The sequence below is a fragment of the Nonomuraea composti genome (genome assembly GCF_012034275.1).
Lineage (GTDB): Bacteria > Actinomycetota > Actinomycetes > Streptosporangiales > Streptosporangiaceae > Nonomuraea > Nonomuraea composti.
This window is the reverse complement of sequence record NZ_JAATEP010000001.1, coordinates 117,360-134,611: the sequence shown is the minus strand read 5'-3', so window position 1 is coordinate 134,611 and position 17,252 is coordinate 117,360. Positions and strand designations below refer to the sequence as shown.

17 protein-coding genes are annotated in these 17,252 nt (G+C 72.2%); 7 read left to right on the top strand and 10 right to left on the bottom strand.

The window, feature by feature from the left end; translation table 11 throughout:
- Positions 1-24 precede the first annotated feature (24 nt).
- Positions 25-492, bottom strand: a complete 468-nt coding sequence (locus HCN51_RS00655) for an ATP-binding protein (protein ID WP_346433478.1) — start codon at positions 490-492, stop codon at positions 25-27.
- 171 nt (positions 493-663) lie between these two features.
- On the opposite strand from HCN51_RS00655, the gene HCN51_RS00650 reads away from it, so the two are divergent.
- Positions 664-1,131 carry an adenylyltransferase/cytidyltransferase family protein gene (locus tag HCN51_RS00650; protein WP_080040870.1) on the top strand — a complete coding sequence of 156 codons (468 nt, stop codon included), beginning with the start codon at positions 664-666 and terminating at the stop codon, positions 1,129-1,131.
- A 78-nt stretch (positions 1,132-1,209) separates the two neighbouring features.
- On the opposite strand, the gene HCN51_RS00645 is transcribed toward HCN51_RS00650, so the two are convergent.
- Positions 1,210-2,067, bottom strand: coding sequence for an NAD(+)/NADH kinase (locus tag HCN51_RS00645; protein ID WP_080040871.1), 858 nt, complete (start codon positions 2,065-2,067; stop codon positions 1,210-1,212).
- A gap of 68 nt (positions 2,068-2,135) precedes the next feature.
- Between HCN51_RS00645 and HCN51_RS00640 the strand changes: the two genes are divergently transcribed.
- Entirely contained in the window at positions 2,136-2,987 is an 852-nt protein-coding gene (locus HCN51_RS00640; protein WP_168005592.1) for a DUF72 domain-containing protein, read from the top strand.
- A 22-nt stretch (positions 2,988-3,009) separates the two neighbouring features.
- Here the strand turns inward: HCN51_RS00640 and HCN51_RS00635 are convergent, their stop codons facing one another.
- The 3 genes from HCN51_RS00635 to HCN51_RS00625 form a co-directional block, all read right to left on the bottom strand.
- Entirely contained in the window at positions 3,010-4,332 is a 1,323-nt protein-coding gene (locus tag HCN51_RS00635; RefSeq protein ID WP_080040873.1) for an enolase C-terminal domain-like protein, read from the bottom strand.
- An 8-nt stretch (positions 4,333-4,340) separates the two neighbouring features.
- On the bottom strand, positions 4,341-5,255 hold the full coding sequence (kdgD, locus tag HCN51_RS00630) for a 5-dehydro-4-deoxyglucarate dehydratase (protein ID WP_168005589.1): 915 nt from the start codon (positions 5,253-5,255) through the stop codon (positions 4,341-4,343).
- A gap of 134 nt (positions 5,256-5,389) precedes the next feature.
- Entirely contained in the window at positions 5,390-6,307 is a 918-nt protein-coding gene (locus HCN51_RS00625; protein ID WP_168005587.1) for a LysR family transcriptional regulator, read from the bottom strand.
- 167 nt (positions 6,308-6,474) lie between these two features.
- Here HCN51_RS00625 and HCN51_RS00620 point away from each other — a divergent pair, with 167 nt between their 5' ends.
- The 5 genes from HCN51_RS00620 (at position 6,475) to HCN51_RS00600 (ending at position 11,351) form a co-directional block, all read left to right on the top strand.
- A complete protein-coding gene (locus HCN51_RS00620) occupies positions 6,475-7,482 on the top strand; it encodes a tripartite tricarboxylate transporter substrate binding protein (RefSeq protein WP_168005585.1) in 1,008 nt (335 codons plus the stop codon).
- 139 nt (positions 7,483-7,621) lie between these two features.
- A complete protein-coding gene (locus HCN51_RS00615; RefSeq protein ID WP_080040877.1) occupies positions 7,622-8,167 on the top strand; it encodes a tripartite tricarboxylate transporter TctB family protein in 546 nt (181 codons plus the stop codon).
- Positions 8,168-8,176: 9 nt separating this feature from the next.
- Complete coding sequence (locus HCN51_RS00610; RefSeq protein WP_168005583.1) at positions 8,177-9,688, top strand: tripartite tricarboxylate transporter permease; 1,512 nt, start codon at positions 8,177-8,179, stop codon at positions 9,686-9,688.
- Complete coding sequence (locus HCN51_RS00605) at positions 9,685-10,080, top strand: universal stress protein (protein ID WP_168005581.1); 396 nt, start codon at positions 9,685-9,687, stop codon at positions 10,078-10,080. The genes HCN51_RS00610 and HCN51_RS00605 overlap by 4 nt, the downstream gene beginning before the upstream one ends.
- Positions 10,077-11,351 (top strand): glucarate dehydratase family protein, encoded by a 1,275-nt coding sequence (locus tag HCN51_RS00600; protein WP_168005579.1) that lies wholly within the window; start codon positions 10,077-10,079, stop codon positions 11,349-11,351. The genes HCN51_RS00605 and HCN51_RS00600 overlap by 4 nt, the downstream gene beginning before the upstream one ends.
- Before the next feature lie 5 nt (positions 11,352-11,356).
- On the opposite strand, the gene HCN51_RS00595 is transcribed toward HCN51_RS00600, so the two are convergent.
- From HCN51_RS00595 to HCN51_RS00575, 5 genes are all read right to left on the bottom strand, one after another.
- On the bottom strand, positions 11,357-12,106 hold the full coding sequence (locus HCN51_RS00595; RefSeq protein WP_168005577.1) for a GntR family transcriptional regulator: 750 nt from the start codon (positions 12,104-12,106) through the stop codon (positions 11,357-11,359).
- Between the two features lie 10 nt (positions 12,107-12,116).
- A complete protein-coding gene (locus HCN51_RS00590) occupies positions 12,117-13,241 on the bottom strand; it encodes an L-talarate/galactarate dehydratase (protein ID WP_168005575.1) in 1,125 nt (374 codons plus the stop codon).
- A gap of 4 nt (positions 13,242-13,245) precedes the next feature.
- A complete protein-coding gene (locus HCN51_RS00585) occupies positions 13,246-14,367 on the bottom strand; it encodes an L-talarate/galactarate dehydratase (protein ID WP_168005573.1) in 1,122 nt (373 codons plus the stop codon).
- An 82-nt stretch (positions 14,368-14,449) separates the two neighbouring features.
- Positions 14,450-15,652, bottom strand: a complete 1,203-nt coding sequence (locus HCN51_RS00580) for a cytochrome P450 (protein ID WP_168005571.1) — start codon at positions 15,650-15,652, stop codon at positions 14,450-14,452.
- Positions 15,653-15,667: 15 nt separating this feature from the next.
- Positions 15,668-17,248 (bottom strand): FAD-dependent oxidoreductase, encoded by a 1,581-nt coding sequence (locus tag HCN51_RS00575; protein ID WP_168005569.1) that lies wholly within the window; start codon positions 17,246-17,248, stop codon positions 15,668-15,670.
- Between the last annotated feature and the right edge of the window lie 4 nt (positions 17,249-17,252).

Below are 17,252 nucleotides of genomic sequence, written 5' to 3'. Positions count from 1 at the left end.
GCGGATCAAGACGGGGGCGGCTCGTCAGCCCGCCAGGCGGGCGTCCACCCGCTCCCGCAGCAGCTCGAACCAGACCGTCGTCGCCCCCGCCTCCCTGGTGAACCCCCAGCGGTGGCTGAGCGCCTCGATCAGCGGCAGGCCGCGCCCGCTCGTGGCCTGCGTGCCGGTACGGCACACGCACGGCGGCTCCTCCGACCCGCCGTCCGCCACCAGCACCCGCACCGCCGTCGCCGAGGTCGCCACGCGCACCGTGAACGAGCCGCCGGCGCCGGACTTGGTGTGCAGGATCGCGTTCGTGGCCAGCTCGCTGGTGAGCAGCGCCACGTCGTCGTAGAGCGGATGGTCGCGGCCGAGCGCCGCCGTGACCAGCTCTCTGGCCCTGGCCACCTGGGACGGCATCCCCGGCAGCCGGACCACGAGATCACCGGCGCCGCCGCGATCGTCCCCGTCCGTATCGTGCGAGTCCGTGTCGTGCGAGCCCGGCGCTGCCACAGTGACCTCCCCCGAATCCGGTGACGTCATGAGACGCCCCAGAGGTGGTCCGGAGATGATTGCGAAAAGGTAGGAATGACCTTTCCCGAGGTCGCCTGCACGCCCCGGTTCACCGACCGAGTACGCTGCGATCGACGAGTCGTCTAGGCCCGTGGGGGAGCAGGAGGTCGTGTGAGCAGCCTGGAGGCCGTCTGGACGCTGCCGTACGAGCGGCCGGGGGCGGCGGTCGTGACCGGTGTCTTCGACATACTTCACGTGGGTCACGTGCGCTATCTCGGCGCGGTGGCGGCGCGCGGGCTGCCGCTGGTGGTGGGCGTCGAGGACGATCCGCGCGTGCGCGCGTGGAAGGGGCCGAGCCGCCCGTTCAACCCGTCGGCGGAGCGCGCCGAGGTGCTGGCCGCGCTCCGCTTCGTCGCCGGCGTCTTCATCGTGACCGGGCCGCCCGAGGCGCACGGCCCTGACGACTACATCGACCTGCTGGCCCCGATGCGGCCCGCGGCGCTGGCCCACACGGCGGGCGACCCGCACGCGGGGGCGCGCGCCGCGGCGGCGGCGATCCTGGGGGCCGACTGCTGGGAGATGGCCGCCATCCCCGACCGCTCGACGACCCGCATCGTCAACGCGGCCGGCAAGGGCTGAGCCGAGCTTCCAGCGGGCCGAACTTCGAGCGGGCCGAGCTTCAAGCGGGCCGGGCGCGCCCGGCCCGCGTCATGGGCGTCAGTCGACCTCGGCGCTGCCGTCCACGCGGAGCTTGCGCCGCGCCCGTTCGTAGAACGTGGTGCCCAGCCGCACCACCTTGGCGGCCCCCGGCCAGGCGGAGACGGTGATGCTGTCGCCGGGGCACAGGTGCCCCACCACGGCCCCGTCGACCTCCACGGCCAGCCGCCCGCTGGTCGGCAGCACCTGCAGCGTCACCTCCTCGTCGGCGGGCAGCACCAGCGCCCGGTTGAACGACGAGTGCGCGGCGGCGGCCACGACGAGCACCGCCTCCACCCGCGGCGACACGATGGGCCCGCCGGCGGAGAAGCTGTAGGCGGTGGACCCGGTGGAGGTGGCCACGATGACGGCGTCGGCGGAGTAACGCACGAACGGGCTGCCGGACGGGGTGACGGACACGCCGGCCAGCCCCTCGCCGGGGATGCGGACGAGCGCGATGTCGTTGAACGCCGTCACCTCGGCCCCGGCCACCGTGCTGCGGATCGCCATGCGCGGCTCGATCGTGTACGCGTGCTCGTCGATCGCCGACAGCGTGCCGGGCAGCTCGTCCACGTCGATCTCGGCGAGGAACCCGAGCCGCCCCAGGTTCACGCCCAGGATGGGCGTCGGCCGCCCGGCCAGCAGCCGCATGGTGCGCAGCATCGTGCCGTCGCCGCCCAGCCCGACCAGCAGGTCGGCCCGCTCGACGAGCGAGGTGGCGTCCACGGGGACGGCGGTGCAGTCGATGCGGCCCACCTCCTCGGGCAGGCCGAGCACGGTGGCGCCCTTGTCGGCGGCCCACCGCAGGATCGTGTCTATCGCCTTCTTCGAGTCGCGCTGAGGATGCAGAACCAGCCCGACCGTCCCGACCATGCCCATGTGCCCACATTACGGCCACTGCCCGCGCGGGGATGTGACGGGTCGCGGGTGGCGATAACGTCGTGCCCATGCGGCTTCACGTGGGATGCGCGATGTGGGCACATGCGCGCTGGCAAGGACGCTTCCTCCCCGCCCACCTCTCCCCCGGTGACCGCCTGCGGGCCTACGCCTCGTGGTGCGACGCGGTGGAGGGCAACACGACGTTCTACGCCACCCCGTCCAGGGCCACGGTGGAGTCGTGGGCGGCGCAGACGTCCGAGGACTTCCGGTTCGTGATCAAACTGCCGAAGCCGGTCACCCACGAGCGCCGCCTGGTGGGCGCGGAGGCGGAGCTGGGAGCGTTCCTGGACGCGATGGAGCCGCTGGGGCCGCGGGTGCACGCTTTCTGGATCCAGCTGCCCGGCTCGTTCTCCCCGGCCGACGTCGGCACGCTGGCGGCGTTCCTGCGCGGGCTGCCGCAGGAGCACCGGTACGCGGTGGAGGTGCGGCACCGCGCCTTCTTCGAGGACGAGCGCGCCGAGCGGCTCCTGGAGCGCGTGCTGGAGCCGGCCGGGGTGGAGTGGGTGCCGTTCGACACGACGGTGATGTTCGCCAGCCCGCCCACGAGCGACGCCGAGCGCGAGGCGTGGACGAAGAAGCCGCGGGTGCCGCGCCGTACGCGGGCCCTGACGGCCCGCCCGATCGTGCGCTACCTCGGCAGGGACGCCGAGGAGCGCACGGTGGAGGGCTGGCGGCCGTGGGTGGAGCAGGTCACGCGGTGGCTGCGCGAGGGGCGCGAGCCGACCGTGTTCGTACACACCCCGGACAACGCCGACGCGCTGCGGCTGGCCCGCCGCTTCCACGACGAGGTGCGCGCCGGCGTCCCGGAGCTGGAGCCGCTGCCCGACCCGGCGCCGGACGAGCCGCTGACGCTCTTCTGACGGACGGCCTTCCAGCGGGCTTCTAGCGGACCAGGCAGGGCCGCTTCGGGTCGAACACCCAGCCCTCCACCAGGAACTGCATGGCCACGGAGTCGTCGCGGGCGCCGAGGCCGTGCCGCAGGTACAGCTCGTGGGCCGCGGCGAGGGCGTCGCGGTCGAGCTCGACGCCGAGCCCCGGCGTGTCGGGCACGTCGATCGCGCCGTCCACGATCCGGAACGGCTTGGTGGTCAGCGCCTGGCCGTCCTGCCAGATCCAGTGCGTGTCCAGGGCCGTGATCTCGCCCGGCGCCGCGGCCCCGACGTGCGTGAACATGGCGAGCGAGATGTCGAAGTGGTTGTTGGAGTGCGAGCCCCACGTCAGCCCGAAGTCGTGGCAGAGCTGGGCGACGCGCACGGACCCGGCCATGGTCCAGAAGTGCGGGTCGGCGAGGGGGATGTCGACTGCGTCGGAGCGGATGGCGTGGGCCATCTCGCGCCAGTCGGTGGCGATCATGTTGGTCGCGGTGGGCAGGCCGGTGGCGCGGCGGAACTCGGCCATGGTCTCGCGCCCCGAGAAGCGGCCCTCGGCGCCGCACGGGTCCTCGGCGTAGGCGAGCACGCCGCCGAGGCCGCGGCACAGCCGTACGGCGTCGGCCAGCAGCCAGCCGCCGTTGGGGTCGAGCGTGACGCGGGCGTCCGGGAAGCGGGCGGCCAGGGCCTTGACCGCCTCCACCTCCTCCTCGCCGGGCAGCACGCCGCCCTTGAGCTTGAAGTCGGCGAAGCCGTAGCGCTCCTGCGCGGCCTCGGCCAGCGCGACCACGGCCTCGGGCGTCAGCGCCTCCTTGCGGCGCAGCTCGGACCAGGCGTCGCCGGCGCCGTCGTCCACCAGGTACGGCAGGTCGGTCCGGCCGGGGTCGCCGACGTAGAACAGGTAGCCCAGCATCGGCACCCGGTCGCGCTGCCGCCCGTCGCCGAGCAGGTCCGCGACGGGCAGGCCCAGGTACTGGCCGTGCAGGTCGAGCAGGGAGGACTCCAGGCCGGTGACGGCGTGCACGGTGGTGCGCAGGTCGAAGGTCTGCAGGCCGCGCCCGCCGGCGTCCCTCGCGGCGAACCGCTCCGACACCGAGCGCAGCAGCGTCCGGTAGCGGGCCACGGGCTGCCCGGCCAGCAGCTCGCCGGCCTCCTCGATGGTGCGCCTGATGGCCTCGCCGCCGGGCACCTCGCCGAGCCCGGTGCGCCCGTCGGAGTCGGTGGTGATGACGACGTTGCGGGTGAAGAAGGGGCCGTGCGCGCCGCTGAGGTTGAGCAGCATGCTGTCGTACCCGGCGACCGGGACGACCTCGACGCGCTGGATGGTGGGTGACACGCGACCCCCTAGCTGATCTTGTTGATGAGGGCGGTCAGCTCGGCGAGCTCGCCGTCCTTCAGGTTCGACAGCGGCGGGCGCACCGGCCCGGCCGGGCGGCCGACGGCGGCCAGGCCCGCCTTGATGATCGAGACGGCGTAGCCCTTGGTGCGGTCGCGGATGTCGAGGTAGGGCACCACGAACTCGCGGATGCGCCGGTAGACGGCGGCGCGGTCCTGGGCGCGCACGTCGGCGTAGAAGTCGAGCGCGTACTGCGGCACGAAGTTGAAGATGGCCGAGGAGTAGGTGCTCATGCCGAGCTGCAGCAGCGGCAGCGCGAACGTCTCGGCGGTGGGCAGGCCGCCGATGTAGGCCAGGCGGTCGCCGACGGCGGCGTAGATGCGGGTGAGGTTCTCGATGTTGCCCACGCCGTCCTTGAAGCCGACGAGCGTCTCGTTCCGCTCGGCCAGGGCGGCCACGGAGCGGTCGTTGAGCACGGCGTTGGCGCGGCTGTAGACGATCACGCCCAGGCTCGACGCCCGGCACACCGCGGAGACGTGCTCGACCAGGCCCTCCTGGCCGGCCTCGGTGAGGTAGGGGGGCATGAGCAGGATGCCGTCGGCGCCGGCGGCCTCGGCGGCCCTGGCCTGGGCGACGGCGTTGGCGGTGCCGCCGGTGGCGGGGGCCACGACCGGCACGCGGCCGTTCACCTCGCTCACCGCCGCGCGGACCACGCGGTCGATCTCCTCGGCGGTCAGCGAGAAGCCCTCGCCGGTGCCGCCCGCGGCGAACAGGCCGGCCACCGGGTAGGAGCTGAGCCACGCCAGGTGCTCGCGGTAGGCCGCCTCGTCGAACTCCAGATCCTGGGTGAAATGGGTGACGGGGAACGACAACAGGCCGCTCTTGAGCTGGGTGGCGAGCTCCTGCGGGGAGTAATGGGGCATGTCGGGCGCTCCTCGCTTCACTTGCGGCCGTGGGATTTCTCCGCGCCGCCGGTAAGAACTGTCGCCGACAGGCTAAGGAGGTGGGGCGATACTTGTCCAAGTGCGATTCTGTATCCGGCGATACCCGTAGGGCATCACCCGGCTTCCAGGTCCGGCAGCAGCTCCAGCACGCGGGCCAGCGCCGGGTTGGTGGAGTCGCGGCTCCAGATGACGTGCAGCTCGACCGGCTCGCCGTTGCCCGCCTCGCCGTCCAAGGGGTCGCCGCCGCCGCGTACGAGGTCACAGAAGGCGATGCCGTCCACGCCGAGCGAGCGGGCGCTCGCCGGCGCCAGGGCCACGCCGCGCCCGGCCGCCACGAGCAGGACGGCGGTGAGGATCTGGTGCACCTGCTGCTCGATGCGGGGGTGGGCGTTGGTGAGGAAGCGCACGGTCAGCTCGTGGAAGTACCGCGACTGGACCGGGTTGTAGCTGATCACCGGCAGGCCGTCGAAGTCGTCGGGCGCGAGCGGGCGGCCCAGCTCGGCCAGCGGATGGCCGAGCGGCACGGCGGCGCACAGCGGCTCGCGGAAGACCACCCGGGAGTCGAGCGTGTCGATGTCGAACGGCGGGCGGGCCAGGCCCAGGTCGAGCTCCCCGCGCAGCAGGCCGTCGACCTGCCCGGCGGTCACCCGCTCGTGCAGGATGACGTCGATCTCCGGCAGCCGCTCCGACAGCCGCCGCAGCAGCGCCCCGAGCATGCTGATGGCCGAGACGGCGGTGAAGCCCAGCCGCACGGTGCCGGCCGCGCCGCTGGCGATGCGCCGCGCCCGGTCGCCGGCGGTGTCCACGAGGGAGAGCATGCGCCGGGCGTCCTCCAGGAAGCCGCGCCCGGCGTCGGTGAGCACGACGCGGCGGTTGTCGCGTTCCAGGAGGGTCACGCCGATCACGCGCTCCAGCTTCTGGATGTGCCTGCTCAGCGGGGGCTGGGTCATGCGCAGCCGATCAGCCGCGCGGCCGAAGTGCAGCTCCTCGGCGACCGCCACGAAAGCCCGGATCTGATCGAGTGTTAGCATGATGCATGAAGAGTATCACTCGATACCGAATTGAGCCTGGACAGGCATCGAGGCTGGTCCATAGTCTCCGGAGACTACAGAGCGGAAACCTTGCCGTAACCTTACGCAACCCCTCTCCGCTGCACGAAGATCCACGGGCGGCACCCGCCCGCATGAAGGAGAAGTCAATGCCGACATCTCGGACAGCCCCCCGTCGCATCCTCCTGGGTGTCGTCGGCGCCGCCGCCGCGGTCGCGCTGACCGCCTGCGGTGGCGTCAAGACGACCTCCTCCGGTGGCGGCGACGGCGAATATCCCACGGGCAACATCGAGTTCAGCGTGGGCGCCTCCGCGGGCGGCTCGACCGACCTCATCACCCGCGCGCTGGCTCAGGGCATCGGCAAGGAGCTCGGCGTCTCCACCCCCGTCCTGAACAAGCCGGGCGCGAACGGCGCGCTGAACGCCAAGGAGCTGCAGTCCGCCAAGCCCGACGGCTACAAGATCGCGGTGCAGAACGCCTCCCTCTTCACGATCACGCCGCTCACGGTGTCGCCCGCCGAGGCCACGAAGATCGACTCGTTCGACGTCATCACCGGCATCTCGCGCGACGACTACGTCATGGCGACCAGCGCCCAGTCCGGCTACAAGTCGATCGACGACCTGAAGAAGGCCGGCAAGACGATCAGGTACGGCACCACCGGCGTCGGCACCGGCGCCCAGCTCGCCTCCGCCCTCACCTTCAAGACGGCCGGCATCGAGTCGACCGCCGTGCCCTTCGACGGCGGCGCCCCCAACCTGACCGCCCTGCTCGGCAACCAGGTGGACGTCTCGACCATGCAGATCGGCGAGGCCATCGAGAACATCAAGGGCGGCAAGCTCGTCCCGCTCGCCGTCTTCTCCAAGGAGCGCATCCCGTTCCTGCCGGACGTCAAGACGGCCAAGGAGCAGGGCTACGACGTCCAGGTGACCCAGTACCGCTTCCTGACCGCGCCCAAGGGCACGCCCGAGAACGTCAAGGCCAAGCTGCTCGACGCCGCCAAGAAGACGTTCGCCACGGCGGAGTACAAGAAGTTCAACGAGGAGAACTCGCTCACCCCGATGGAGGTCTCCCCGCAGGAGGTCCTCACCTCCCTGCAGAACGACTCCGCCACGTTCAAGGCGCAGCTCGACAAGTACGGCATCAACCTGGCCGGTTGACGAGGGAGCGGCGGGCGGGCGCACCGGCCGCCGCTGTCCCCCCTCCGCTTCTCGCCGCCGCTTCCGCGCCGTTTCCGCGCCGCTGCCCTGCCGCTTCCGGCGCCGCACGAAGCCCGCGCACTAAGGAGTGTTGAAACCCATGTCCGACCCCACGCAGCCGCCGGGCGCGGCGCCCGAGCAGGCCGGCCTCGATCTCCAGGAGGAGACCGAGCGGCTCCAGGCCGAGCTGGAGGAGGCCAGGCCGCCGCATGCCGGCCCGATCTCGCAGATCGCGGCCGCCGTCGTGGCGCTGGCCGTCGGCGTCTTCGGTGCGGTCGGCTCGTACGCGCTCGGGCTCGGGCGGCTCACCCAGCCCGGCCCCGGCCTGTGGCCGTTCGCCATCAGCGTCGTCATCATCGTGCTGTCGGCCGTGCTCGTCGTCACCGGGCGCGGCCTCCAGGACACCGAGCGGTTCTCCCGCTCCAGCCTGCTCACCGCCGCCGGCCTGGTGACGCTCGTCGGGCTCGCCGCGCTGCTGCCGGTGATCGGCTTCGAGATCCCCTCGCTGCTCCTGATGTTCATCTGGCTGCGCTGGCTGGGCAAGGAGTCGTGGCGCTCCTCCATCGTGATCAGCATCGGCGCCGTGGCCGCGTTCTACGTGCTCTTCGTGCTGCTGCTGCAGATCCCGCTCCCTCGCCTCATCTGAGAAAGTCACATGGACATCTCCCCGATCCTCGACGGTTTCGGCGTCGTCCTTGAGCCGACGAACCTGCTCTACTGCCTCATCGGCGTCATCATCGGCATGCTCATCGGCGTGCTGCCCGGCCTCGGCCCCGGCGCGACCATCGCCATCCTGCTGCCGATCACGTACGGCATCGGGCCCGTGTCGGCGATCATCATGCTGGCGGGCATCTTCTACGGCGCCCAGTACGGCGGCACCATCACCTCGGTCCTGCTCCGCCTGCCCGGCGAGGCGTCCTCGGTGGTCACCGTCTTCGACGGCTTCGCGCTGGCCAAGCAGGGCAAGGCGGGCACGGCGCTGGGCATCGCGGCCATCGGCTCGTTCATCGGCGGCACCGTCTCGATCATCGGCCTGACGCTCGTCGCCCCGGTCGTCGCCGGGTTCGCGCTCGACTTCGGGCCGCCCGAGTACGCCGCCCTCGGCATCCTCGGCGTGCTGCTGATCTCCTCCATCGGCAACGGCAACAAGCTCAAGGCCATCATCGCCGCCTGCGTCGGCCTGCTCATCGCGACCGTCGGCCGCGACACCTTCACCGGCGCCGAACGCTTCACCTTCGGCAGCCTCAACCTGGCCGAGGGCATCGACTTCATCCCGATCGCCATGGGGCTGTTCGGCCTCAGCGAGATCCTCTACAACCTGGAGGAGCGGCACAACCAGGTGCACTCGCCGGCCAAGGTCGGCAACGTGTGGCCCTCGCGCAAGGACCTCGGGCAGGCGAGCGGCGCCATCGGGCGCGGCTCGCTCATCGGGTTCGTGCTGGGCGTGCTGCCCGGCGGTGGCGCGGTGCTGTCGTCGCTGGCCGCGTACGCGCTGGAGAAGCGGCGCGCCAAGCAGCCCGAGCGCTTCGGCAAGGGCGCCGTCGAGGGCGTGGCCGCGCCGGAGACCGCCAACAACGCCGCCGCCACCTCCTCCTTCATCCCGCTGCTGACGCTCGGCATCCCGGCGAACGCGACGATGGCGCTGATGTTCGGGGCGCTGCTCATCCAGGGCATCCAGCCGGGGCCGCAGCTCGTCACCGAGCACCCCGACGTGTTCTGGGGCGTCATCAACTCGATGTACATCGGCAACATCCTGCTGCTGATCATGAGCATCCCGATGGTCGGCGTGTTCGTGCGCATCCTGAGGGTACGGCCCGCCATCATGGCCCCGATCACCGTGCTCATCACGCTGCTCGGCGCGTACACCGTGCGCAACCAGGTCTACGACATCTTCCTGGTGATCGCGTTCGGCGTGCTGGGGTACCTGATGAAGAAGTTCGGCTTCGAGCCGGGGCCGCTGGTGCTCGCGTTCGTGCTGGGCTCGATGATCGAGAGCTCCGCCCGTCAGGGGCTGCTCATCTTCGGCGGCGACCCGACCGGCTTCGTCACCCGCCCCATCTCCGGGACGATCTTCGCGCTGATCCTGGCGGTGGCGGCCTGGCCGCTGATCCGCAAGGCGCTGCCCCGCAAGACCTCCGTCGAACGTGTTGAGGAGAAGACCAAATGACCATCCTCGTCGGGTACCTGCCCACGCCCGAGGGCGAGGCCGCCGTCGACGCGGGCCTGCGCGAGGGCGCCCTGCGTGGCGAACGCGTGATCATCGTCAACTCGCCGCGCCGGGGCGCCCCCGTCGACGAGCACATGATCGACGACGCCGCCGGGGCCGAGCTGCTGCGCCGGGCACGCGCGGCCGGGGTCGACGCCGAGCTGCGCCAGCCGCTGCACGACGACGACCTGCCCGAGACGTTCGAGGCGCTGGTCAAGGAGACCGGGGCGACGCTCATCGTGATCGGGCTGCGGCACCGGTCGCTGGTCGGCAAGTTCATCCTGGGCAGCGAGGCGCAGCGCATCCTCATGGAGTCGACCGTCCCGGTCCTGACCGTGAAGGCCGCTCAATGAGCGTTCGTGAGGCGGGGCGGATCAGCCGGGTCACCGTCACCCCCGTCGCCTTCCGCGACCCTCCCCTGCTCAACGTCGTCGGCGTGCACCAGCCGTACGTGCTGCGCACCATCGTCCAGGTGCACACCGACGAAGGGCTCGTGGGCCTCGGCGAGACGTACGCCGACCAGGGCCACGTGCGGCGGCTGGAGGCCGTGGCCGCCGCCCTGCCCGGCGCGGACGTCTTCGACCTGCACGCGCTGCGCCGGATCGTCAGCGAGACGCTCGGCGCCGCCACCGGAGGCGCGGGCGCCAGCTTCGGCGGCATGCTGGAGGTCTCCAGCGCCGTCGACACCGTGGTGTCGCCCTTCGAGGTGGCGCTGCTCGACCTCCAGGGCAAGGCGCTCGGCCGGCCCGTCAGCGACCTGCTCGGCGGCGCCGTCCGCGACCGCGTGCCGTACTCGGCGTACCTGTTCTACAAGTGGGCCGGCCACCCCGGCCACGACGAGGACACGTGGGGCGAGGGCCGCACGCCCGAGCAGCTGGTCGCCCAGGCGCGGCGGATGGTCTCCGAGTACGGCTTCACCGCCATCAAGCTCAAGGGCGGCGTGTACGAGCCGCGCCACGAGCTCGAGACCGTCGAAGCCCTCGCCGCCGCCTTCCCCGGCCACGCCCTGCGCATCGACCCCAACGGCGCCTGGACCGTCGAGACCTCGATCAAGGTGGCCGACCGGCTCTCCGGCGTCCTGGAGTACCTGGAGGACCCGACGCCCGGCATCCCCGGCATGGCCGAGGTCGCCAGGCACACCTCGCTCCCCCTGGCCACGAACATGTGCGTGATCGCGTTCGAGCATCTCAAGCCGGCCGTGGCCGCCGACGCCGTCCAGGTCGTGCTCTCCGACCACCACCTGTGGGGCGGCCTGCGTCGCTCGGCCCTGCTGGGCGGCATCTGCGAGACGTTCGGCATGGGCCTGTCCATGCACTCCAACTCCCACCTCGGGGTCAGCCTCGCCGCCATGACCCACCTGGCCGCCGCCACCCCCAACCTCACCTACGCCTGCGACACCCACTACCCGTGGAAGACGGAGGAGGTCATCAGGCCCGGCGCCCTCGAGTTCACGGACGGCGCCGTCACCGTCCCCACCGGCCCCGGCCTGGGCGTGGAGCTGGACGAGGACGCGCTGGCGACGCTGCACGAGCAGTACGTGCGCTGCGGGCAGCGGGGCCGCGAGGACACCGCGTACATGCGCACGATCGTCCCCGACTTCACCCCGAACACGGCCCGCTGGTAGCCGGCTCAGGGCGCCTGGAGGCGGGCGCGGGAGTTCGACAGGTGGAGGCGCATCGCGGCGCGGGCGGCGGCGGCGTCCTGGGCGGCGATGGTGCGGTAGATGTTCTCGTGTTCGAGCGTCACCCGCGTGAAGTGGGTGGCGTCCGACACCGTGTAGACGTGCTCCAGGCGGGTGCGGGGCAGCATGATCATCATGGGGCCGAGTGAGGCCAGCAGGTCGGCGTAGAAGCGGTTGTTCGCGGCGAGGGCGATCTTGAGGTGGAACTCGAAGTCGGCCTCCACCGCGTTGCTGGGCTGCTCGCCGGAGCGGCCCAGGTCGACCAGGGCGCGTTCGATGGCCTTGAGCTGCAGGTCCGTACGCCGCTGCGCCGCCAGGCCGGCCGCCTCCGACTCGATGCCGATGCGGAAGTCGATCATGTCGAGGATGTCGCGGTGGGTCCGTACCTGCGACGCCTCCACCGAGAACGCCGTGGAGGCGGGCAGGGCCAGCACGAACGAGCCGCGCCCCTGGAAGGTCTCGACGAGCCCGGCGGCCTGCAGCCGGGAGACGGCCTCGCGCACCACCGTGCGGCTGACGCCGAACTCCTGAATCAGCGACGACTCGGTGGGCAGCTTCTGGCCGGGCTGGATCTCGCCGGCCAGGATGCGGGCCTTGAGCCGTTCGACGAGCTCGTGCGCGAGCCCGCGACCGGTGTCGCGATCAAGCCTGCGATCTGAAGGAGCGGCATCGCGGGCGGGCTTGGGGTCTGGCGGCACGGCGGACAATCTACCGGCCGTTCAGGTGGAACTCGACCTGGTCGAGCCGCCAGTCCCGCGCCCGTCCCGCCAGGCTCAGCCCGAGCCCCGGACGGCCGGGCACGGCGATGCGGCCGTCCGCGATCTCCAGGCGCTCCTCGAAGAGGGGCGAGAGCCATTCGATGTGCTCGACCCAGGAGTCGCGCGGGTAGGCGGCGGCGAGGTGGACGTGGATCTCCATCACGAAGTGCGGCGCGACCTGGAGGTGCGCGTGGTCGGCGAGCGCGGCGACCTTGAGATAGGGGGTGATGCCGCCGACGCGCGGCACGTCGGGCTGCAGATAGTCGACGGCCCGCAGGTCGATGAGGCGGACGAGGTCGGGAACGCTGGAGAGCATCTCGCCGGTGGCGATGGGGGTGTCGAGGGCGGCGGCGAGCTGGGCGTGCCCTTCGGCGTCGTACGCGTCCAGCGGCTCCTCGATCCACACCAGCCCGAGCTCTTCGACCGCCCGCCCGAACCTCAACGCGCTCGGCCGGTCCCACTGCTGGTTGGCGTCCACCATCAGCGGCACGTCGTCGCCGATGTGCTCGCGGACGGCGGCCAGCCGCCGCAGGTCCTCCTTCATGTCCGGCTGCCCCACCTTGATCTTGATGCCGCCGATCCCGCCGGCCAGCGACTGCGTGGCCTTCTCCGTGACCTCCTCGATCGGCGCCTGGAGGTAGCCGCCGGAGGTGTTGTAGACGCGCACGGAGTCGCGGTAGGCGCCGAGCAGCTTGGCCAGCGGCAGCCCCGCCCGCTTCGCCTTCAGGTCCCACAACGCGACATCGATCGCGGCCAGCGCCTGCGTGGCCACCCCCGACCGGCCCACCGACGCGCCCGCCCACAGCAGCGACTCGTACACCTTGCCGATGTCGGACGGGTCCTGCCCGATCAGGTTCTCGCCGACCTCCTTGACGTGTGCGAACTGCGCCGGCGTGCCGGCCCTGGTCGTGTAGGAGAACCCGAGCCCGGCGATCCCGTCCGTGGTGGTGATCTCGCAGGTCAGGACGTCGATCCGGGACAGGGGGCGCTGCCGCCCCGTGGCCACCTTGGCGTCGCTGACCGGCCGGGCGAGGGGCACGGCGTGGCGGCCGAAGCGTACCGACTGGACGCGCACGGGCTCAGGCCCGCCCGAACGCGACGGAGTCCACCGTCCACTTGCGGCACTGCTCGCTGAGCGTGAACCCGAGCCCGGGACGGTCCGGCACGATCATGCGGCCGTCGCGCGTCTCCAAGCGCTCGTTGAACAGCGGATTCAGCCATTCGAAGTGCTCCACCCACGGCTCGCGCGGGTAGGCGGCGGCCAGGTGGAGGTGGATCTCCATGGCGAAGTGCGGCGCGAGCTGCAGGCCGGCGTGGTCGGCGAGCGTGGCCAGGCGCAGGAACGGGGTGATGCCGCCGACGCGCGGGGCGTCGGGCTGGATGATGTCGGCGGCGCGGGCCTCGATGAGGCGGACGTGCTCGGCGACGCTGGAGAGCATCTCGCCGGTGGCGATGGGGGTGTCGAGGGCGGCGGCGAGCTGGGCGTGCCCTTCGGCGTCGTACGCGTCCAGCGGCTCCTCGATCCACACCAGCCCCAGGTCCTCGACCGCCCGCCCGAACCGCAGCGCGCTCGGCCGGTCCCACTGCTGGTTGGCGTCCACCATCAGCGGCACGTCGTCGCCGATGTGCTCGCGGACGGCGGCCAGCCGCCGCAGGTCCTCCTTCATGTCCGGCTGCCCCACCTTGATCTTGATGCCGCCGATCCCGCCGGCCAGCGACTGGGTCGCGCGCGCCTTGACCTCCTCGATCGGCGCGTGCAGGAAGCCGCCGGAGGTGTTGTACGTCCGGACGGAGTCGCGGTAGGCGCCGAGCAGCTTGGCCAGCGGCAGCCCCGCCCGCTTCGCCTTCAGGTCCCACAACGCCACGTCGATCGCGGCCAGCGCCTGCGTGGCCACCCCCGACCGGCCCACGGACGCGCCCGCCCACAGCAGCGACTCGTACACCTTGCCGATGTCGGACGGGTCCTGCCCGATCAGGTTCTCGCCGACCTCCTTGGCGTGGGCGTACTGGGCGGGGCCGCCGGCCCGCTTGGAGTAGCTGAAGCCGGTGCCGCTGTGGCCGTCCTCGGTGGCGATCTCGGCGAACAGGAAGGCGATCTCGGTCATCGGCTTCTGCCGCCCGGTGAGGACCTTGGCGTCACTGATGGGGACGTCGAGCGGGAGCGTGACGGAGGAGAGCGCGACGTGGCGGATGCGGTCCATGGCGATCCTTGACGGGGGTCGGCGACAGATTCATCCGTCATCGTACGAGTCCATAAGTCGTATGACAACATGGCCTCCCCGCTCAGTCGATCCCGTCGTACTCCACCACCAGGTGGCGGGGCCCGCGCAGGACGGCGCTGGGCCGGTACGGCGGCGGGTCCGCCACCAGGCGCGGCCCGCGCAGCCGCCGGACGAGCTCCTTCAGCACGATCTGCGCCTCCAGCCGGGCCAGCGGCGCGCCGAAGCAGTAGTGCACGCCGCCGCCGAAGCCCAGGTGCTCGTTGCGCGGCCGGTCGACGTCGAACTCATCGGGCCGGTCCACGTGCGCCGGGTCGCGGCTGCCCGCCGCCATGGCCAGCACGATCGGCGCCCCCGCCGGGATCGTGGTGCCCGCGATCGTGATGTCGTCCAGCGCCACCCGGGACGACACGAACTGCACGGGCGGCTCGAAACGCAGCAGCTCCTCCACCGCCGGGATGATCAGCTCGGGGTCGTCGCGCAGCCGGCGCAGCAGGCCGGGGCGGCGCAGGAAGGTGAGCATGCCGTTCGCGATCAGGTTGATCGTGGTCTCGTGGCCGGCGATCAGCAGCAGCACCGACGTGGCCACCACCTCGTCCCTCGTCATGCCGCCGGCGGGCCCGCGGTAGGTGATGAGCCCGGACAGCATGTCCGCGCGCGGCGCCCGCTCGCGGGCCTCGGCCAGCCCCGCCAGGTAGCGCGACAGCTCCATGGCCGCGGCCTTGCGGGCCCGCTCGCGTTCCGCCCGGTCCTCCTCCCCCGGCCCGAGCGTCTCGACGACCTCGTCCGCCAGGGCGTGGAAGCGCGGCTCGTCCTCCTCGGGGACGCCGAGCAGCGCGCAGATCACCGCGACCGGCAGCGGGTAGGCGACCTCGTCCACGATGTCGGCCCTGGTCCTGCCCCTCAGGGCGTCGATCAGCGCGGTGGTCAGCTCCAGCATCTTCGGCCGCAGGCGCTCGACCGTCTCCGGCGAGTGCGGCGGGCCGAAGTGGCGCATCGCCAGGCCGCGCAGCCGGTCGTGCTCGGGAGAGTCGAGCCCGATGAAGGACGGGTTGAAGTCGTCCCGCTCGGAGGGCGCGCCGGCGCTCAGGTTGCGGCGGTCGGAGCTGACGCGCGGGTCGTGCAGCAGCGCGACGATCTCGCGGTAGGTGCTGACCAGGTACGTGCCGTCCTCCTGCACCGTCACCGGGCTCTCGCGCAGCGCGCCGAAGTACCGGTACGGGTCGGGGCGGGCGGCGGGGCCGAGGATCTGCTTCAGGACGTTCACGGATCTCCTTCGGGCTCAGCCCGGATGGACGAGCGAGGCACGGCGTTCGGCCGGGTCGTGGCCGGTCACCACCACCGTCGCCCCGGCGGTGGCCACCAGCCGCTCGGGCACGCGCGCGGGCACCGGCCCGCCGTCCGCTCCCCCACCCACGTGGCGGAAATCGGGCGGGAACGGCGCCGCCCGCTCGATCTGGTGCTGGTAGAACTCCAGCCACATGGCCTGGTCGAAGGTGACCGCCGCGGTGATCCGGCCCCGGTAGCCGTAGACGGCCACGAAGCGCCGCTCCGCCGGCGAGCCCTGGGCGAAGACGATCTGGTCGGCGAACGTCGGCACGCCGACCGACTTGATGTTCACCCCGAACTGGCTGGACCAGAAGACCGGCACCGACAGGTGCGGCCAGCGGTGCGCCTGGTCGCTGACCATGTTGTGCGCGGCGACCTCGGCCTGCGCGACCGCGTTGCCCCAGTGTTCGAGCGACATGAACTGGTACTCGTAGAGCGGGTGCGGGAAGCGGGCGATGTCGCCGGCCACGAAGACGTCGTCGGTCACCAGGCCGTTGCTGTCGACGGCGCGGCAGCCCGCGTCGCAGGTCACCCCCCACGCGCCGACAGCCAGGCCGGAGTCGCGCAGCCATTCGACGTTGCGCACGGAGCCGAGCGCCACCACGGCCACGTCCGCCTCGACCGTGCTGCCGTCCGACAGCCGCGCCCCGCTCAGCCGCCCGCCGTCGCCTTCGAGAGCCGTGACGGTCGTGCCGCAGCGCAGGTCCACGCCGTGCTCGCGGTGCAGCTGCGCGGCCACGTCCCCGATGACGCCGCCCATCGCGTTGTGCAGCGGGGCGGGGCCGCGCTCGACCAGCGTCACCGGCAGGCCCAGCTCGCGGCACACGGAGGCGATCTCGCTGCCGGTGAACCCGCCGCCCAGGATCAGCACGCGGCGCGGCCCGGCGGCCAGCGCCCGCCTGAGCGCGGCCGCGTCGCGCGCGTCCCGCAGCGTGTGGACGCCTTCCAGCGCGGCCTCGGCCTCGTCCGGCCAGGGGCGGGCGCGGGTGCCGGTGGCCAGCAGGACCCGGTCGAAGCCCACCTCACGGCCGTCGGCCAGCAGGACCCGCTTGCCCGCCACGTCCAGCGCGGCGGCCGGCGTGCCGCACAGCCACTCCGCGTCGATCTCGCGCAGGCGGGGCAGCAGGGTGTGCTCGGGCGGCACCTGGCCGGTCAGCACCTGCTTCGACAGGGGCGGCCGGTCGTACGGCTCGCCCGCCTCCGCGCCGATCATCGTCAGCGTCCCGGCGAACCCCTCCCGCCGCAGCACCTCCGCCGCCCGCGCCCCGGCCAGCGAGGCCCCGACGATCACGATGCGGCCGTCCTCCATGACCGGCGCCCGTTCGTGGTCGTCGTTCGGGGTGCTCGCCGTCCGGTCGAGGTGGATGGCCTGCACCGGGCAGGCGGCCGCCGCCCGCAGCACGTGCTCGCGCCGCTCGTCGGCGGGCTGCAGGTCGTACAGGAGCGCCTCCTCGCGCATGGTGAACACGTCGGGCGCCAGGAACACGCACTGCCCGTACCCCTGGCAGCGCGTCAGATCGACGACGACTCGCACAAGC

What these genes read in the sequence shown, in the direction of transcription:
- HCN51_RS00585 (WP_168005573.1), bottom strand. Translation starts at nt 14,367, where the DNA reads ATGGACCGCATCCGCCACGTCGCGCTCTCCTCCGTCACGCTCCCGCTC.
- HCN51_RS00615 (WP_080040877.1), top strand. Translation starts at nt 7,622, where the DNA reads ATGTCCGACCCCACGCAGCCGCCGGGCGCGGCGCCCGAGCAGGCCGGC.
- kdgD (WP_168005589.1), bottom strand. Translation starts at nt 5,255, where the DNA reads ATGCCCCATTACTCCCCGCAGGAGCTCGCCACCCAGCTCAAGAGCGGC.
- HCN51_RS00620 (WP_168005585.1), top strand. Translation starts at nt 6,475, where the DNA reads ATGCCGACATCTCGGACAGCCCCCCGTCGCATCCTCCTGGGTGTCGTC.
- HCN51_RS00640 (WP_168005592.1), top strand. Translation starts at nt 2,136, where the DNA reads ATGCGGCTTCACGTGGGATGCGCGATGTGGGCACATGCGCGCTGGCAA.
- HCN51_RS00600 (WP_168005579.1), top strand. Translation starts at nt 10,077, where the DNA reads ATGAGCGTTCGTGAGGCGGGGCGGATCAGCCGGGTCACCGTCACCCCC.
- HCN51_RS00625 (WP_168005587.1), bottom strand. Translation starts at nt 6,307, where the DNA reads ATGCTAACACTCGATCAGATCCGGGCTTTCGTGGCGGTCGCCGAGGAG.
- HCN51_RS00645 (WP_080040871.1), bottom strand. Translation starts at nt 2,067, where the DNA reads ATGGGCATGGTCGGGACGGTCGGGCTGGTTCTGCATCCTCAGCGCGAC.
- HCN51_RS00610 (WP_168005583.1), top strand. Translation starts at nt 8,177, where the DNA reads ATGGACATCTCCCCGATCCTCGACGGTTTCGGCGTCGTCCTTGAGCCG.
- HCN51_RS00605 (WP_168005581.1), top strand. Translation starts at nt 9,685, where the DNA reads ATGACCATCCTCGTCGGGTACCTGCCCACGCCCGAGGGCGAGGCCGCC.